15 protein-coding genes are annotated in these 14796 nt (G+C 70.7%); 10 read left to right on the forward strand and 5 right to left on the reverse strand.

Features of this window, described 5'->3' with window-relative positions; genetic code table 11:
* Window position 1: 1 nt before the first annotated feature.
* Window positions 2–649, reverse strand: coding sequence for a hypothetical protein (locus tag JX005_RS07915; RefSeq protein WP_214466892.1), 648 nt, complete (start codon window positions 647–649; stop codon window positions 2–4).
* 205 nt (window positions 650–854) lie between these two features.
* Here JX005_RS07915 and leuA point away from each other — a divergent pair, with 205 nt between their 5' ends.
* Window positions 855–2615: a 2-isopropylmalate synthase gene (gene leuA, locus JX005_RS07920; protein ID WP_214466895.1), complete on the forward strand. Its 1761-nt coding sequence runs from the start codon at window positions 855–857 to the stop codon at window positions 2613–2615.
* A 27-nt stretch (window positions 2616–2642) separates the two neighbouring features.
* Here leuA and JX005_RS07925 read toward each other — a convergent pair whose 3' ends face one another.
* Genes JX005_RS07925 through JX005_RS07935 form a run of 3 tightly spaced genes read right to left on the reverse strand, consistent with a single transcriptional unit; the run spans window position 2643 to window position 4455 of the window.
* Entirely contained in the window at window positions 2643–3326 is a 684-nt protein-coding gene (locus JX005_RS07925; protein WP_214466896.1) for a trimeric intracellular cation channel family protein, read from the reverse strand.
* Between the two features lie 20 nt (window positions 3327–3346).
* Entirely contained in the window at window positions 3347–3991 is a 645-nt protein-coding gene (locus tag JX005_RS07930) for a hypothetical protein (RefSeq protein WP_214466897.1), read from the reverse strand.
* Entirely contained in the window at window positions 3988–4455 is a 468-nt protein-coding gene (locus JX005_RS07935; protein ID WP_214466898.1) for a MarR family winged helix-turn-helix transcriptional regulator, read from the reverse strand. The genes JX005_RS07930 and JX005_RS07935 overlap by 4 nt, the downstream gene beginning before the upstream one ends.
* 96 nt (window positions 4456–4551) lie before the next feature.
* Between JX005_RS07935 and JX005_RS07940 the strand changes: the two genes are divergently transcribed.
* The 6 genes from JX005_RS07940 to JX005_RS07965 all read left to right on the forward strand — a co-directional run bounded on the left by JX005_RS07940 (window position 4552) and on the right by JX005_RS07965 (window position 9742).
* Window positions 4552–5739, forward strand: coding sequence for an aminotransferase class I/II-fold pyridoxal phosphate-dependent enzyme (locus JX005_RS07940; RefSeq protein WP_214466903.1), 1188 nt, complete (start codon window positions 4552–4554; stop codon window positions 5737–5739).
* 52 nt (window positions 5740–5791) lie between these two features.
* Window positions 5792–6532: a DNA repair protein RecO gene (gene recO, locus JX005_RS07945; protein WP_214466905.1), complete on the forward strand. Its 741-nt coding sequence runs from the start codon at window positions 5792–5794 to the stop codon at window positions 6530–6532.
* Window positions 6529–7341, forward strand: a complete 813-nt coding sequence (locus JX005_RS07950; RefSeq protein ID WP_214466906.1) for an isoprenyl transferase — start codon at window positions 6529–6531, stop codon at window positions 7339–7341. The genes recO and JX005_RS07950 overlap by 4 nt, the downstream gene beginning before the upstream one ends.
* Window positions 7342–7459: 118 nt before the next feature.
* The gene (locus JX005_RS07955; protein WP_214466907.1) at window positions 7460–8077 is read left to right on the forward strand and encodes a hypothetical protein; all 618 of its coding nucleotides are present in this window, start codon (window positions 7460–7462) and stop codon (window positions 8075–8077) included.
* Window positions 8077–9015: a hypothetical protein gene (locus tag JX005_RS07960; RefSeq protein ID WP_214466909.1), complete on the forward strand. Its 939-nt coding sequence runs from the start codon at window positions 8077–8079 to the stop codon at window positions 9013–9015. Before JX005_RS07955 ends, JX005_RS07960 begins: the two co-directional genes overlap by 1 nt.
* 46 nt (window positions 9016–9061) lie before the next feature.
* Window positions 9062–9742 carry a DsbA family oxidoreductase gene (locus JX005_RS07965; RefSeq protein ID WP_214466910.1) on the forward strand — a complete coding sequence of 227 codons (681 nt, stop codon included), beginning with the start codon at window positions 9062–9064 and terminating at the stop codon, window positions 9740–9742.
* Window positions 9743–9800: 58 nt separating this feature from the next.
* On the opposite strand, the gene JX005_RS07970 is transcribed toward JX005_RS07965, so the two are convergent.
* Window positions 9801–10304 carry a glutathione peroxidase gene (locus JX005_RS07970; RefSeq protein WP_214466912.1) on the reverse strand — a complete coding sequence of 168 codons (504 nt, stop codon included), beginning with the start codon at window positions 10302–10304 and terminating at the stop codon, window positions 9801–9803.
* A gap of 84 nt (window positions 10305–10388) precedes the next feature.
* Here JX005_RS07970 and dusB point away from each other — a divergent pair, with 84 nt between their 5' ends.
* From dusB to dnaG, 3 genes are read left to right on the forward strand one after another with little or no spacing between them, the layout of a single operon-like run.
* Entirely contained in the window at window positions 10389–11564 is a 1176-nt protein-coding gene (gene dusB, locus JX005_RS07975) for a tRNA dihydrouridine synthase DusB (protein WP_246533695.1), read from the forward strand.
* On the forward strand, window positions 11554–12894 hold the full coding sequence (locus JX005_RS07980) for a deoxyguanosinetriphosphate triphosphohydrolase (protein ID WP_214466916.1): 1341 nt from the start codon (window positions 11554–11556) through the stop codon (window positions 12892–12894). Before dusB ends, JX005_RS07980 begins: the two co-directional genes overlap by 11 nt.
* Window positions 12894–14750 carry a DNA primase gene (gene dnaG / locus JX005_RS07985; protein WP_214466918.1) on the forward strand — a complete coding sequence of 619 codons (1857 nt, stop codon included), beginning with the start codon at window positions 12894–12896 and terminating at the stop codon, window positions 14748–14750. Before JX005_RS07980 ends, dnaG begins: the two co-directional genes overlap by 1 nt.
* The last annotated feature ends 46 nt before the right edge of the window (window positions 14751–14796 follow it).

Here is a 14796-nt window from a genome sequence, read left to right on the forward strand (position 1 = left end):
CTCAGCCGTCCACCGGCCGCAGCGCCGACCGGATGATCACGGTGTCGTCGCCGTAGTCCTCGTCCGCGGCTTTCTGCCACGTGCCGTCGTCCCACACGACGTCGACGAACAGCCAGCCGCTCTCGGGGTACGACGAGAGGTAGGCCTCGTGCAGGATGTCCGGGAGGCTCTCCTGGATCTCCAGCAGCGTGGCCTCGTCGCCCTGCCCGGGCTCGCCGCCCGTGGGGTCGTCCTGCATCATCGGGTCGAAGAGGGCGAGCATGACCGGCGGCTGCGTGACCGTGAACTCCTCGCCGTCGTACATGCCCTGCACGGCGTACGCGCCCCACGTGGTGTCGCCCGACGACTCCGAGCCGTCCACGCCGTCCCACGTCCAGTTGGCGATCGGGATGCCGCTGCACTGCGGGGGATAGGACTCCGCGATCGGGCCGAGGCACAGCTCGGCGTCGCCGCCGACGTCCATGACGGTGCCCTGGGCGAGGACGTCGCCCTCCGGAGGGGCGGGCCAGAGCGACCCCAGCGAGGCGCCCACGGGCGCGTCGCCCGCCGGCGGAGGGGCGGCGGAGCCGGCCGATGTCGCGCAGCCGGAGAGAGCGAGGACGGATGCCGCGCCCAGCGCGACGAGGAGGTGTCGACGATGACGTGTCATATCCGTCGAGTGTCGGCGACTGCGGGATCGTCTCATCCGATTGTGACGTGAGTTTCGCGCGTGCCGCGGGGACGGGTGTAACCTGGCCTCATGCGTGCAGGCTCGCTTCTCCTTAGCTGCCGCGACGAGGCCTCGATCTAGGGCCCTCCTCGTCGCGGAGCTTGTCGTCGGCCCGCCATACGACGAGAGAACGAAAGCGACGATCATGCAGAACACTCAGAAGCCCTCCGGCATGCCGGTCCACAAGTACCGGCCGTACCACGAGCAGATCGCGGTCGATCTGCCCGACCGCACCTGGCCCGCGCAGCGCATCACGACCGCACCGCGATGGTGTGCGGTCGACCTGCGCGACGGCAACCAGGCGCTCATCGACCCGATGAGTCCGGAGCGCAAGCGGATCATGTTCGATCTCCTGGTGCGCATGGGCTACAAGGAGATCGAGGTCGGGTTCCCGAGCGCGAGCCAGACCGACTTCGACTTCGTGCGCCAGCTGATCGAAGAGGACCTCATCCCCGATGACGTGACGATCCAGGTGCTGACCCAGGCCCGCGCGCACCTCATCGAGCGCACGTACGAGTCGATCGCCGGCGCCAAGCAGGCCATCGTGCACCTGTACAACTCGACGAGCGTGCTGCAGCGCGAGGTCGTCTTCCGCACCGATCGCCAGGGGGTCATCGACATCGCCCTCGAGGGCGCCCGGCTGTGCCGCGAGTTCGAGAAGACCGTCCCCGAGACGAAGGTCTACTACGAGTACTCGCCCGAGAGCTACACCGGCACCGAGCTGGAGTTCGCGGTCGACGTGTGCAACCAGGTGCTCGAGGTCTTCGAGCCGACGCCCGACCGCAAGGTCATCATCAACCTGCCCGCGACGGTCGAGATGGCCACGCCCAACGTCTACGCCGACTCGATCGAGTGGATGAGCCGTCACCTGGCCCATCGCGAGAACGTGATCCTCTCGCTGCACCCGCACAACGACCGCGGCACCGCGATCGCGGCCGCGGAGCTCGGCTACATGGCAGGCGCGGACCGCATCGAGGGATGCCTGTTCGGCAACGGCGAGCGCACGGGAAACGTCGACCTGGTCGCGCTGGGCATCAACATGCTCACGCAGGGCATCGACCCGCAGATCGACTTCAGCGACGTCGATCAGGTCAAGCGCACCGTCGAGTACTGCAACCAGCTGCCCGTCCACGAGCGCAGTCCGTGGGCCGGCGACCTCGTCTTCACCGCGTTCAGCGGCTCGCACCAGGACGCCATCAAGAAGGGCTTCGAGGCGATGGAGGCGCGCGCCGCGGAGGCGGGCGTCAGCGTCGACGACATCGAGTGGGCCGTGCCGTACCTCCCGATCGACCCGAAGGATCTGGGCCGCTCGTACGAGGCCGTCATCCGAGTGAACTCGCAGTCCGGCAAGGGCGGCGTCGCGTACCTGCTGAAGACCGATCACGCGATCGACCTGCCGCGCCGCCTGCAGATCGAGTTCTCCGGCGTCGTCCAGGCGAAGACCGAGGCCGAGGGTGGCGAGGTGACGAGCGACCAGATCTGGTCGATCTTCACCGACGAGTACCTGCCGTCGCAGGTGGCCGACGACCGCTGGGGCCGATTCGAGCTCCTCGCCACCAGCACGCGCAGCGACATGTCGGGCGACGTGTCGCTGGACGTCACGCTGCGCGACGGCGAACAGACGCATGAGGCGGCAGGGCAGGGCAACGGGCCCGTCGCCGCGTTCCTCGAGGTGATCCGCGCCCAGGGCTTCGACGTGACGCTGTACGACTACGTCGAGCACGCGCTCAGCGCGGGCGGCGACGCGCAGGCCGCGGCCTACGTCGAGCTGCAGGTCGACGGCGAGCGTTTGTGGGGCGTCGGCATCGACGGCGACATCTCGACGGCATCGCTGAAGGCGATCGTGTCGGGCGTCAACCGGGCCATCCGCACGCGCGAGCGCTCGGGAGCCCTTGCCGGGGTCTGATCCAGCCCGCGGCGGGGTGCCGCGGCGTCACTTCACGATCGGGATCGTCGACGTCTCGACCGCGACCTTCTGGCGGTAGAGCGCGCGCTGCTCCGGCAGTGAGATGTCGAAGATCACCGCGAGCAGGCGGATGACGGTGGTGACGGCGACGCCGACGATCGCGGCGATGAAGAGGTCGAGGCCGAGCGTGTTCGCGACGGCGAGGACGAGGCATCCGGCCCCCGCGGCCACCGCGTAGAGCGAGCCGACGTGCATGATCGCGACCGGCAGCCCCATGATCATGTCGCGCAGGATGCCACCGCCGACGGCCGCGCAGACTCCGACGAAGACGGCGGGGACGAGGGGGAGGCCGAGCGCGAGCGCCTTGCTCGTGCCGAACGCGCCGAAGAGCCCGATCACGAGCGCGTCGAGGCCGACGATGACGGCGTTGAGGCGCTGGAATACGCCCGCGAGCAGCATTCCGAGCAGGGCGGCGCCCGTGGCCGTCAGCAGGTACCAGTTGCTCTGCAGGGTCACCGGGGTGACGTTCAGCAGCAGGTCGCGGATGAGTCCGCCGCCCATGCCGACGACGATCCCGATGATCGCGACGCCGAGGAGGTCGAGCCGACGCTGGCCGCGGAAGCCGGACGCGAACAGAGCGCCCTGGATGCCGCCGAGCCCGACGGCGAGGAGATCCGCCCACAGCGGGATCACGAAGATCGGCTCGTTCACCCCTCTATTGTCGGGGCTCGTCAGGGGATGTGCGTGCGCACCGCCGTCATGAATCCGTCCAGGTCGTCCACCCACAGGCGCACGGCCTCGACCTCGGACTCACGGTCGCCGAGCCGAACCGTGACGGGGCGTTCCAGGACGACGAGCACGTTCGTCTCGTGCTGCATCCGCAGCGCGAGAGTCGGGCCGTGCGGCTCGTCGCGGATCTTGGGCGCCTTCTCGAGGACGTCGCGCGACTTCTCGACGCTCGCCACGACGTCCCACGGCAGATCGACGTCGACCTCGGCGCCGTACCGGGCGCGGATGCCGTCGGGCCCGACCGCGTGCGGACGGGTGAGGAACCCCAGCAGCAGGCCGATCATCCACGTGACGCCCCAGATGCCCAGTGCCAGCAGCGGGATGCGCACCCAGGGCCAGTCGTGCACGATGAGGTCGACGATCGGGATCTCCACGGCCGACAGGACGATGAAGACGACGAGGATGGTCAGCACGGGGGAGTGGTACGTGAAACCGCTCGCTCCCCGGGGCACGCGCGGGCGGCGGAAGAGCCAGCGGTAGAGGCTCTGCCAGACCCCGACCTCGGCGCGCCAGGCGGCTCGGGCGAGTGCCGCGGTGCGGGCGAGAGGGCGGAGTCGTGGCTCGGTGGCGGGCGCGATGTCGGTCATGGGTTCTCCTCGCGCTCGCGCTGAGCGCGTTCGTGCTCGGCGATCAGGCCCTCCAGCTGGGCGCGCACGTGATCGAGCCCGCGGATCAACGCCCGCACGGTGTCGTGGTCGAGCCCGTCGACGAGTGCCGCTCCGAGTTCGTCGTGCTCGGCATCCATCGCCTCCATGAGCGACGTGCCGCGATCGGTGAGATGCACGAGGACCGCTCTCCGGTCGGTGGGGTGCGGCTTTCGCCGTGCGAGCCCCGTCGCATCGAGGGCGTCGACCAGCGTGGTGATGTGCCGCGGCGTGACGGCGAGCGCTTCGGAGAGCTGCACCTGCGTCGCCGGCCCGCCGTGATGGAGCACCCACAGCAGGTGGGTGCGGGGCCCGGTGAGCCCGCGGCGGTCGAGCTCGCGCTCCTGGTCGGCCTGCAGGATCTGCGTGAGCGCCAGCAGCGAATCGAGGACGTGAGTGCCAGACATAGTGAACAGAATACACGATCGGTGGCACCATTGACCGACTCGCGCCCGGCTGGGATCCTTGCCGGGGGCTCACCCGCACTGGGGAAGGTGATGGCGATGACGATGTCCGATCGTGCAGCGCGCGCGAAGGCGGCGGTCGACGTCGTCACCGCGTTCTTCGCGCGAATCCAGGCCACGGCCGACGATCCCGACGCACTCGACTTCACGTTCGGCAATCCGCACGAACTGGCCCTTCCCGGGCTGACGAGCGCGATGCAGGCGCAGATCGAGCCGCGAACGGTCGACTGGTTCGCCTACAAGACGAGCGAGCGCCTCGCGCAGGAGACGGTGGCCGCGGGCCTGCGGACCGAGCTGGGGCTCGACTTCGAGCCCGAGGACATCGCGATGACGCAGGGGGCGTTCGGTGCGCTGTCCCTGGCGTTCGCGCTCCTGGCCGATGCGGGGGACGAAGTCGTCATCCCCGTGCCGGGCTGGTTCTGCTACGAGCCGATGCTGCACGCGGCGAATCTCGTGCCGGTGCGCGCGGCGCTGGACCCGGAGACCTTCGACCTCGACGTGGACGCCATCGCGCGGGCGATCACGCCGCAGACGCGCATCGTGGTGGTGAACTCCCCGGCCAACCCGACGGGCCGCGTGTACTCCGAGGCGACCTGGCGTGCGCTGGCGGAAGTGCTTGAGAACGGTTCGCGCACGCACGGGCGGCGCATCTGGCTGGTGTCCGACGAGCCGTATCGGCGGATCCGCTTCGACGGCATCGACTTCGCGAGCCCGGCGATGGCCTATCCGTGGACGGTCATCGACTACAGCTACGGCAAGGTGCTGCTGGCTCCGGGCCAGCGGCTCGGATACCTCGCCCTGTCGCCCCTCATCCCGGGCGACGAGCGCGACGAGCTGCGCGCCGCCCTCATGCCCATCGGCCTCGCGATCGGCTGGGGGTTTCCCGACGCCGTGATGCAGTACGCGGTGCCCGCGCTCGAGGCGGTCTCGCTCGACATGGCCGAGCTCGCCCGCAAGCGCGACCGGCTGTTCGGTGCGCTCGACGGCGCCGGGGTGCGGGTCACCCGTCCCGAGGGGACGTTCTACCTGTGGGGCGAGGCGCCCGGCGGCGACGGAGCCGCGTTCTGCGCGGCGCTCGACGAGCGCGGCGTCCACGTGATGCCCGGTGCGCTGTTCGACCAGCCGCACCACTTCCGCATGTCGCTCACCGCGACGATGGAGACGATCGATCGCGCGATCCCGCACCTCACCGACGTCGCCGCCGCGCTCGGCCCCACCGCACGCTGAGTGCGCGGCCCGTCGAGGCCCGCGCGACGAGGGCGGCGTCCATAATTGACGGGTGCCCACCTACCGCGATGAAGTCGTGGTCCTGCGCACCCACAAGCTGGGTGAGGCCGACAGGATCCTGACGATGCTCAGCCGCCGTCACGGCAAGCTGCGCGCGGTGGCCAAGGGGGTGCGGCGCACGTCGTCCCGGTTCGGGGCGCGGCTCGAGCCGTTCATGGTCGCCGACGTGCAGCTGTACCAGGGCCGCTCGCTCGACATCGTGCAGCAGGCCGAGACACTTGGCTCCTACGGCGCCGACATCGCCGCGCACTACGACCGCTACACCTCCGCGCACGCCATGGTCGAGGCAGCCGACCGTCTCAACGAGGCCGAGGCGACCCCGCAGCAGTACCTGCTCCTGGTGGGCGGGCTGCGAGCGCTCGCCCGCGGCGAGCACGCCTCGCGCAGCGTGCTGGACTCCTATCTGCTGCGCGCGATGGCGCTGTCGGGCTGGGCTCCCGGTCTCACCGAGTGCGCGCGCTGCGGGCGCGCCGGACCCCACGACACCTTCGTCGCCCAGCTCGGGGGCATGGTGTGCCGCGACTGCGCGCCGACCGGCGCGGCGCGGGTGCACCCCGAGACCGCCGCGCTGCTCGACTCGCTCATGGCCGGGGAGTGGGACCGAGTGGATGCCGCGTCCGCCGGCTCCGGTGCCGCCGCGTCGGGGCTGATCGCGGCATACGCCCAGTGGCACCTCGAGCGAGGCATCCGCTCGCTCTCGCATGTGGCCGCAGACCCCGGAGGGGATCGATGACGCCGAAGCCGTTCACGCACCGAGACGCCGTCGCGTACCGCCCGGTGGACTGGACCGGCCTGTACCCGCCGGCGTTTCCCGCGGGCTCGGTGCCGGCGCATGTCGCGATCGTGATGGACGGCAACGGACGCTGGGCCAACCGTCGCGGGCTGACCCGCGTCGAGGGTCACAAGGCCGGGGAGGCCGCGCTGCTCGACGTCGTGGCCGGAGCGATCCAGGCCGGCGTGAAGCACCTCTCGGTCTACGCCTTCTCGACCGAGAACTGGTCGCGCTCACCCGACGAAGTGCGCTTCCTCATGGGGTTCAATCGCGACGTGCTGCACCGGCGACGCGATCAGCTCAACGAGTGGGGGGTGCGCGTGCGATGGGCAGGGCGCAAGCCGCGCCTGTGGTCGAGCGTCATCAAGGAGCTGCAGTTCGCGGAGCGTCTGACCGCCGGAAACGACACACTGACCCTCACGATGTGCGTCAACTACGGTGGGCGCGTCGAGCTCGTCGATGCGATGCGCTCGATCGGCGACGACATCGCGGCCGGACGCCTGCGCCCGTCGGCGGTGACGGAGAAGCTCATCCAGAAGCGCCTCTACCTGCCCGACATGCCCGACGTCGACCTGTTCGTCCGGTCGAGCGGCGAGCAGCGCACGTCGAACTTCCTGCTCTGGGAGTCGGCGTACGCGGAGTTCGTCTTCCTCGACACCCTCTGGCCCGACTTCTCGCGCACCGACCTGTGGCGTGCCATCGGGCTGTACCTCGATCGCGATCGCCGCTTCGGCGGAGCCGTGGACGCGCCCGGTCCGGCCACGACGTAGGCGCTGCCGCGGATGCGTCGCCGGGCGTATCCTGCGAGCGTCCGCGGGCTCTTCTCTGATGAGCGCCGCGCCACGCGGTCGTTCGGGAGGTGTCTGTGCCATGCCGAAGAAGCTGCACGTGAGTACGGCGGTCGCCGCAGCGCTGACCGCGCTCGTGCTGCTCCTCGCCGGGTGCGCGCCCGGCAATGCGGACGGTGACGGCTCCGGTGAGACCGCGTCGACGCAAGACGATGGCTCCGCCCACGGCGGCGGTCAAGAGGGCGAAGAGGGCGAGGCGGACGGCGGCGAGGACCCGGCGCAGGAGCCGGTGCGCACCGGCCCCGTCGCAGACTACGGCGGACCCGCCTACGGCGATCAGGGCGAGGCCGAGGTCGTCGAGGCGGGCGTGTGGTGCAAGACCATCGCGGTGTTCTGGGGCGGCAATGAGCCGGTGCCCGAGGGCGTGCGCTTCACGTTCGAAGAGGCGATCGTCGACCAGGCCGGCCTGCAGGTGGAGAGCGGGGTATGCGGCACGGGCGGTGCCGATCGATCGTGCCTCGGGCTCACGGTGGAGGCGAACGAGTCCGGCATCTTCTGCAGCGTCGTCCTGAGGCCCGGAGAGGACTTCGCCGACGGCACGACCATCACCTTCTCGGGCACCCTCGAGTGCCCGACGACCGAGGTGTGCGACGCCGTGGCCGCGCGCGAGGTCGATCCCGGTCCGCCGCTCGTCGTGAACACGCCCGAGGGGGCGTGATGGCGGACCACCCCGAGGCGCCGACGACCGGCGCCCCGGCGCGCGAACCCGGCCTGGGCTTCGAGAAGTGGATGGGGTTCCTCTCCTCCTTCGTCGCTCCGCTCACCCTCGTGACCGCGCTGCTGTTCTACTTCGGCTACGTCTCGACGCGCGAGTTCTTCCGCTACTTCGGGGTCGACGTCGACCTCATCGGGCTGAGCTCGCAGGAGTTCGTCATGCGCAGCCCCGGCGCGCTCTTCGTCCCGGTGATGGTCCTCCTTCTGCTGGCTGCCGGTCTCATGGTGGGTCATCGCCTGCTGCGTCGGTGGCTCGAGCGTCAGCCGGTGCCGCGGCAGCGGCGCGTGATCGCGGCGTTCGCCTGGAGCGGCATCGCCCTGCTCCTCGCGGGCCTGGCGATGGCGTTCCTGATTCCGGTGATCGACTGGCCGGTCGCCCAGCTGCTCGCACCGCTGCTCCTCGCCGTAGGAGCGGGGCTGTCCGCCTACGCCGCTTCGACGGTGAGAGCGCTCGGCGGCAGGACGATCGGCCGCAGCGTCGTGGTGATCCTCGTGCTCGTGCTGGTAGCCGGGACCTTCTGGTCCACGGCGACGATCGCGCAATGGTGGGGCCTGGGCCAGGCACGCGCCCTCGCCTCGGATCTGCGGGCGCTTCCCGCCGTCGTGCTCGACTCGAAGGATCGGCTGTACCCCGGGAACGACGACATCACGTTCCAGGAGCTCGGGGCCGAAGCATCCGCTCCCACCGACGGCGACCCGCCGCCGGCGCCGACCTACGCGTATCGCTATTTCGGGCTGCGGCTGCTCGCGCAGGGGAGCGGGCGGCTCTACCTTGTGCCGGACGCATGGTCGGCGGATGCCTCGACGCTGGTCGTGCCGTACGACGACGTCCGTGTGAGGTTCCGTTTCCTGCCCGACCAGGACGCGCCGACCGACGGATGATGCATCCGCCGGAATAGATCCGCGGGAGGCCGAGGTTGTCCTCAGCATGACGGACGCCATAAAGATCGACGTGTGGAGCGACATCGCCTGCCCCTGGTGCTACATCGGCAAGCGGAATCTCGAGAGGGGTCTCGCCGCGGCATCCGCTGATGACGACTCGCCGGAGGTGGAGGTCGTCTACCACTCGTTCGAGCTGTCGCCCGACACCCCCGTCGACTTCGACGGCGGCGAGGCGGACTACCTGGCCCGGCACAAGGGCGTCTCGTCCGCGCAGGCCCAGCAGATGCTCGACCGCGTGACCGGGGTCGCCGCCGAGGCGGGCCTCCAGTACCGCTTCGACCTCCTCAAGCACACCAACACCGTCAAGGCCCACGAGCTGCTGCACTTCGCGAAGGAGCAGGGCCGGCAGCTCGAGCTGGCCGAGCGGCTGATGTCGGCCTACTTCACCGAGGGGCGTCACCTGGGTCAGGAGGACGAGCTCGTTGCGCTCGCGGCCGACGTGGGCCTCGACGCCGACGCGGCGCGCGCTGCGCTGCAGTCCGGGCGCTTCCTCGACGCCGTGCGCGCCGACCAGGCGCAGGCGAGCGCCTACGGGATCAACGGCGTGCCGTTCTTCGTGATCGACGGGAAGTACGGCGTCTCGGGCGCGCAGCCGGCCGACGCGTTCGCCGACATCGTGCGTCAGGTCTGGGCCGAGCACCGCGAGGATGCTCCGGTCGGCGCCTGACGGCTCAGACGACGAGACCCGCCGCGCGATCACGCGGCGGGTCTTCGCATGCCCGGGGTCAGCGGGGCAGGTTCGACTCGATCACGCCGACGACCGCGGGGTCGTCGGGCGTGACGTTCGGACGGAACCGGTGCACCTCGCCGCTCGGCGTGAGCACGAACTTCTCGAAGTTCCACTGGATGCGGCCGCGGTTGCCCTCCACGTCGTCGGCGTCCTTGAGGGCCTTGTAGAGCGGGGCGGCCTTGCCGCCGTTGACCTTCACCTTGTCGAACACGGGGAAGGAGACGCCCCACGTCGTCGAGCAGTACTCGAGGATCTCGTCCATCGAGCCGGGCTCCTGGCCCATGAACTGGTTGCAGGGGAAGCCGAGCACGGTGAATCCCCGGTCGGCATACGCGCGCTGCAGCTCCTCCAGCTGTGCGTACTGCGGGGTGAGGCCGCACTTCGACGCGACGTTGACGACGAGGAGCACCTGGTCGCCGAAATCCGCCAGCGTGGCCGTTCCGCCATCGGCGGTCTGGAACGGGATGCTGCGGAGATCGGTCGCGGTAGCCTCGGTCATGCTCCCAGACTAAGCGCTGTCATCCAGCGCCGGCCCGGGTTGACACCACGGCTCGCAACGCTCGCTCAGCGCGAGTCTGGGAGAATGGACGACGTGACGACTGCCTACGCTCCCGCGCGCACGCTGCGCATCGGGCCCATCGAACTCGATGCGCCCGTCGTGCTCGCGCCGATGGCGGGGATCACCAACACGGCGTTCCGACGCCTGTGCCGTGAATACGGCGCCGGCCTCTACGTGAGCGAGATGATCACGACGCGCGCGCTGGTCGAGCGCAACGCCACGACGATGCGCCTGATCACGCACCACGAGTCCGAGAAGCCCCGGTCGATCCAGCTGTACGGCGTCGACCCCGCAACGACCGAGGCGGCGGTGCGCCTGCTCGTCGAAGAGGACCGCGCCGACCACATCGACCTGAACTTCGGCTGTCCCGTGCCGAAGGTGACGCGCAAGGGCGGAGGCGCGGCGCTCCCGTGGAAGCTCGGACTCTTCCGCGACATCGTCACCCGCGCCGCGCGTGCCGCAGGCGACGTCCCGCTGACCGTCAAGATGCGCAAGGGCATCGACTCCGACCACCTGACCTACCTCGACGCCGGACGCATCGCCGAGGACGCCGGGGTGGCCGCCGTCGCCCTCCATGCCCGCACCGCCGCCGAGTTCTACTCCGGAGAGGCGGACTGGTCGGCGATCGCTCGGCTCAAGGAGGCGGTGACGAGCGTCCCGGTGCTGGGCAACGGCGACATCTGGTCGGCGGACGACGCCGTGCGCATGATGGACGAGACGGGCTGCGACGGCGTGGTGGTGGGGCGCGGATGCCTCGGCCGGCCGTGGCTGTTCGGCGACCTCGCGCGTGCGCTGGGCGGGCCGGACGCGGCATCCGGTGCTCCCGTCGACGCGACTCTGGCGTTCGTCGCCCAGGCGTTCCGCCGCCACGCGGAGCTGCTCGTCGACTTCTTCGAGGACGAGGGTCGCGGCTGCCGCGACATCCGCAAGCACGTTGCGTGGTACTTCAAGGGCTACCCGGTCGGCGGCGAGACGCGCGCCCGGCTCGCTACCGTGTCGACGCTGGCCGAGATCGACGAGCTCCTCGCGACCCTCGAGCTGGATGCACCGTACCCGGGAGCGGCGGCCGAGGGGCAGCGCGGACGCGCCGGCACCCCGAAGCGACCTGCGCTGCCCGAGCACTGGCTCGAGTCCCGCGACCTGGGTGCTGAGGCATCCTGCGCCCTCGCCGAAGCGGAACTCGACCACAGTGGCGGCTGACGGCGCCGGCGGGGCGGCAATCGCGTCGGAGCGGCCGTCGGGCTATGACGACGCGGATGCCGCGCGCTTCCACACGGAGCGCCACCGCTCGCTGCGGGACGACTTCGCGCGCGACCGGGCGCGCGTGCTGCACTCCGCCGCGCTGCGCCGGCTCGCCGCCAAGACGCAGGTGCTGAGCCCGGCGAGCCCGGCCGACTTCGCCCGCAACCGGCTCACGCACTCGCTCGAGGTGGCGCAGGTCGGCCGCGAGCTGGCGACCGCGCTGCACCTCGCCGCCGACGTGGTCGACACCGCGTGCCTCAGCCACGACCTCGGGCACCCGCCGTTCGGCCACAACGGCGAGCGCGCGATGAACGAGTGGGCCGAGGACATCGGCGGGTTCGAGGGCAATGCCCAGACCCTGCGCATCATCAGCCGCCTCGAGCCGAAGGTCGTCGACGACGACGGGCGCACCTTCGGCCTGAACCTCACGCGCGCGAGCCTCGACGCCAGCTGCAAGTACCCGTGGACGGCCGAGCACCCGCTGCCCGACGCAGGCGGGCGCCTGAAGTTCGGGGTGTACCCCGACGACGAAGCGGTCTTCCGGTGGATGCGCGACGGCGCCCCCGGGCGCGTCCGGTGCATCGAGGCCGAGGTCATGGACCTCTCCGACGACATCGCCTACTCTGTGCACGACTTCGAGGACGCGGTCGTCAACGGCTACCTCGATCCCGCACGGCTGGCGGACACCTCGGAGCACGCTGCGCTGCTCTCGGCCATCCAGACCTGGGTGGGCTTCGACTTCGCCCGCGACGAGCTGGAAGACGCCCTGTACCGGCTCATGCGGATGCCGGAATGGATCACGTCGTTCGACGGCACGCGCGCCTCGCTCGCCGGACTGAAGAACCTCACGTCCGATCTCATCGGGCGGTTCGCGCGCGCCGCCACCACGGCCACCCGCGAGGCCTACGGCATGTCGGCGCTCACCCGCTATCGTGCCCACGTGGTCGTTCCCCGGGTCGTCGAGGCAGAGATGGCTGTCCTCAAGGGCATCATCGGCGCCGTCGTCGTCTCCATCGAGGGTCGCAAAGACCTCTACAAGGAGCAGCGGCGCGTCCTCAAGCGGCTCGCGAGCGCGCTGTGGGAGCGACCGGAGGAGCTCGACGCCCTTCACGCCGAGGACTTCGCCGCCGCCGGCTCCGATGCGGCCCGCCGCCGTGTGGTGGTCGACCAGGTCGCGAGCCTGACCGATCAGCTTGCGATCGCGTGGCACGGCCGCCTCATCGGCGAACTGGATGCCGCCACCATCGGCGTCTGGGCGCCGGCCGCGCGCGTCTCCGGGACGCGCTGATGGCCGGGCGCATCCGGCAGAGCGACGTCGAAGAGGTCAAGTCCCGCACCAACATCGCCGACATCATCGGCGAGCGCGTGGCGCTCAAGAACGCCGGCGTCGGGGCGATGAAGGGCCTGTGCCCGTTCCACGACGAGCGCAGCCCGAGCTTCAATGTGCGTCCGCAAGCGGGTTTCTACCACTGCTTCGGGTGCGGCGAGTCCGGCGACGTGTACTCCTTCCTGACGAAGATGGACCACGTGTCGTTCACCGAGGCCGTCGAGCGGCTCGCGGGCAAGATCGGCTACACGCTGCACTACGAGGACGGCGGAGCAGCGCCGGAGCACACGGGTCGCACCCGCCTCTACGCCGCCAACGCCGCGGCCGCGGAGTTCTTCCGCGGCCAGCTCGCGGGCGGCGAGGCCGACACCGCGCGGCGCTTCCTCGGCGAACGCGGCTTCGACGCGGGTGCGGCCGCGCACTTCGGCGTGGGCTACGCCCCGAAGGGCTGGTCGGGCATGCACTCCGCGCTGAAGGCCCAGGGCTTCAGCGACGAGGAGCTCACGACCGCCGGCCTGGTCTCCCAGGGGCAGCGCGGCGTGTACGACCGCTTCCGCGGCCGCGTCGTCTGGCCGATCCGCGACGTCACCGGCCAGGTCATCGGGTTCGGCGCCCGGCGCCTCTACGACGATGACAAGGGGCCGAAGTACCTCAATACGCCGGAGACGACGATCTACAAGAAGGCGCAGGTGCTCTACGGCCTCGACCTGGCCAAGCGCGACATCTCGCGCGAGCACCGGGTCGTCGTGGTCGAGGGCTACACCGATGTCATGGCGTGCCATCTCGCCGGGATCACCACGGCCATCGCGACGTGCGGCACGGCCTTCGGCTCCGACCACATCACGGTCCTCCGTCGCGTGATGGGCGACGACTCGACGGCGGGCGAGGTCGTCTTCACGTTCGACCCGGATGCCGCGGGCCAGAAGGCGGCGCTGCGCGCCTTCGCCGATGCGAAGCGGTTCAACGCCCAGACCTACGTCGCTACCGGCCCTGAGGGTCTGGACCCCTGCGATCTGCGGCTGCAGCGCGGCGACGGCGCCGTCCGCGGCCTGATCGACACCAAGGTGCCGATGGTGGAGTTCGTGCTCGACCAGCGCATCCGCGGCTTCGACCTCACCAGCGTCGAGGGCCGGGTCGGTGCGCTCCGCGCGTCGGCGCCCGCCGTCGCCGAGCTGCGCGACCCGCTGGTGCAGCCCGAGTACATCCGCGTGCTCGCGCGTCGGCTCGGCATGGACACGGAGGACGTCCGTCGCGAGGTGGAGCGAGCCGGACGCAGCGGCCAGCGCCGCGACAGCGCTCAGACAGCCGCGCCGGCCGAGGCCGCCTCCGCAGAGCCGCTCGCGCGCGTGACGGTCGCCTCGCTGCCGCGCACGGCCGACGTGACGCTCGAGCGCGACGCGCTGATGGGATTCCTCCAGTTCGGGCACCGCATGGATGCCGCGCTCGTCGTGCGTGCGGTCGACCTGGAGTTCCGGCATCCTGCCCTCGATGCCGTACGGCAGGCGGTGCAGCAGCACGCGGCGAGCATGCAGCGGCCCGGCTGGGCCGTCGAGGCGATCGGCACCGTCCGCGAGCCCTACCGCTCGCTCGGTGCCGAGCTGCTCGCGTCGGACTTCCCGGCCCTCGGCGATGCGGCGGCGGTGTCGTCGGCGTCCGACCTCGCCCGTCGCCTGGTGATCCGCTCGCTGGACGCGCAGAAGAACGAGCTGCTCGGAGCCATCCAGCGGGTGCCCGCCGCTTCGGAGGAGGGGCGCACCATCCGGCTGAGGCTGCGTGAGCTCGACGCCGAGCGGCAGCGGCTCGCGAACGAGTCCTGACGCGTTTCGCGGCTGGCGCGGAGCGGACGCGCAGGGCAGGATGAGG

Source organism: Microbacterium flavescens (assembly GCF_018588945.1).
Lineage (GTDB): Bacteria > Actinomycetota > Actinomycetes > Actinomycetales > Microbacteriaceae > Microbacterium > Microbacterium flavescens.

What these genes read in the sequence shown, in the direction of transcription:
- leuA (WP_214466895.1), top strand. Translation starts at nt 855, where the DNA reads ATGCAGAACACTCAGAAGCCCTCCGGCATGCCGGTCCACAAGTACCGG.
- JX005_RS07970 (WP_214466912.1), bottom strand. Translation starts at nt 10,304, where the DNA reads ATGACCGAGGCTACCGCGACCGATCTCCGCAGCATCCCGTTCCAGACC.
- dnaG (WP_214466918.1), top strand. Translation starts at nt 12,894, where the DNA reads ATGGCCGGGCGCATCCGGCAGAGCGACGTCGAAGAGGTCAAGTCCCGC.
- JX005_RS07930 (WP_214466897.1), bottom strand. Translation starts at nt 3,991, where the DNA reads ATGACCGACATCGCGCCCGCCACCGAGCCACGACTCCGCCCTCTCGCC.
- JX005_RS07935 (WP_214466898.1), bottom strand. Translation starts at nt 4,455, where the DNA reads ATGTCTGGCACTCACGTCCTCGATTCGCTGCTGGCGCTCACGCAGATC.
- JX005_RS07960 (WP_214466909.1), top strand. Translation starts at nt 8,077, where the DNA reads ATGGCGGACCACCCCGAGGCGCCGACGACCGGCGCCCCGGCGCGCGAA.
- JX005_RS07950 (WP_214466906.1), top strand. Translation starts at nt 6,529, where the DNA reads ATGACGCCGAAGCCGTTCACGCACCGAGACGCCGTCGCGTACCGCCCG.
- JX005_RS07940 (WP_214466903.1), top strand. Translation starts at nt 4,552, where the DNA reads ATGACGATGTCCGATCGTGCAGCGCGCGCGAAGGCGGCGGTCGACGTC.
- JX005_RS07915 (WP_214466892.1), bottom strand. Translation starts at nt 649, where the DNA reads ATGACACGTCATCGTCGACACCTCCTCGTCGCGCTGGGCGCGGCATCC.
- JX005_RS07965 (WP_214466910.1), top strand. Translation starts at nt 9,062, where the DNA reads ATGACGGACGCCATAAAGATCGACGTGTGGAGCGACATCGCCTGCCCC.
- dusB (WP_246533695.1), top strand. Translation starts at nt 10,389, where the DNA reads ATGGACGACGTGACGACTGCCTACGCTCCCGCGCGCACGCTGCGCATC.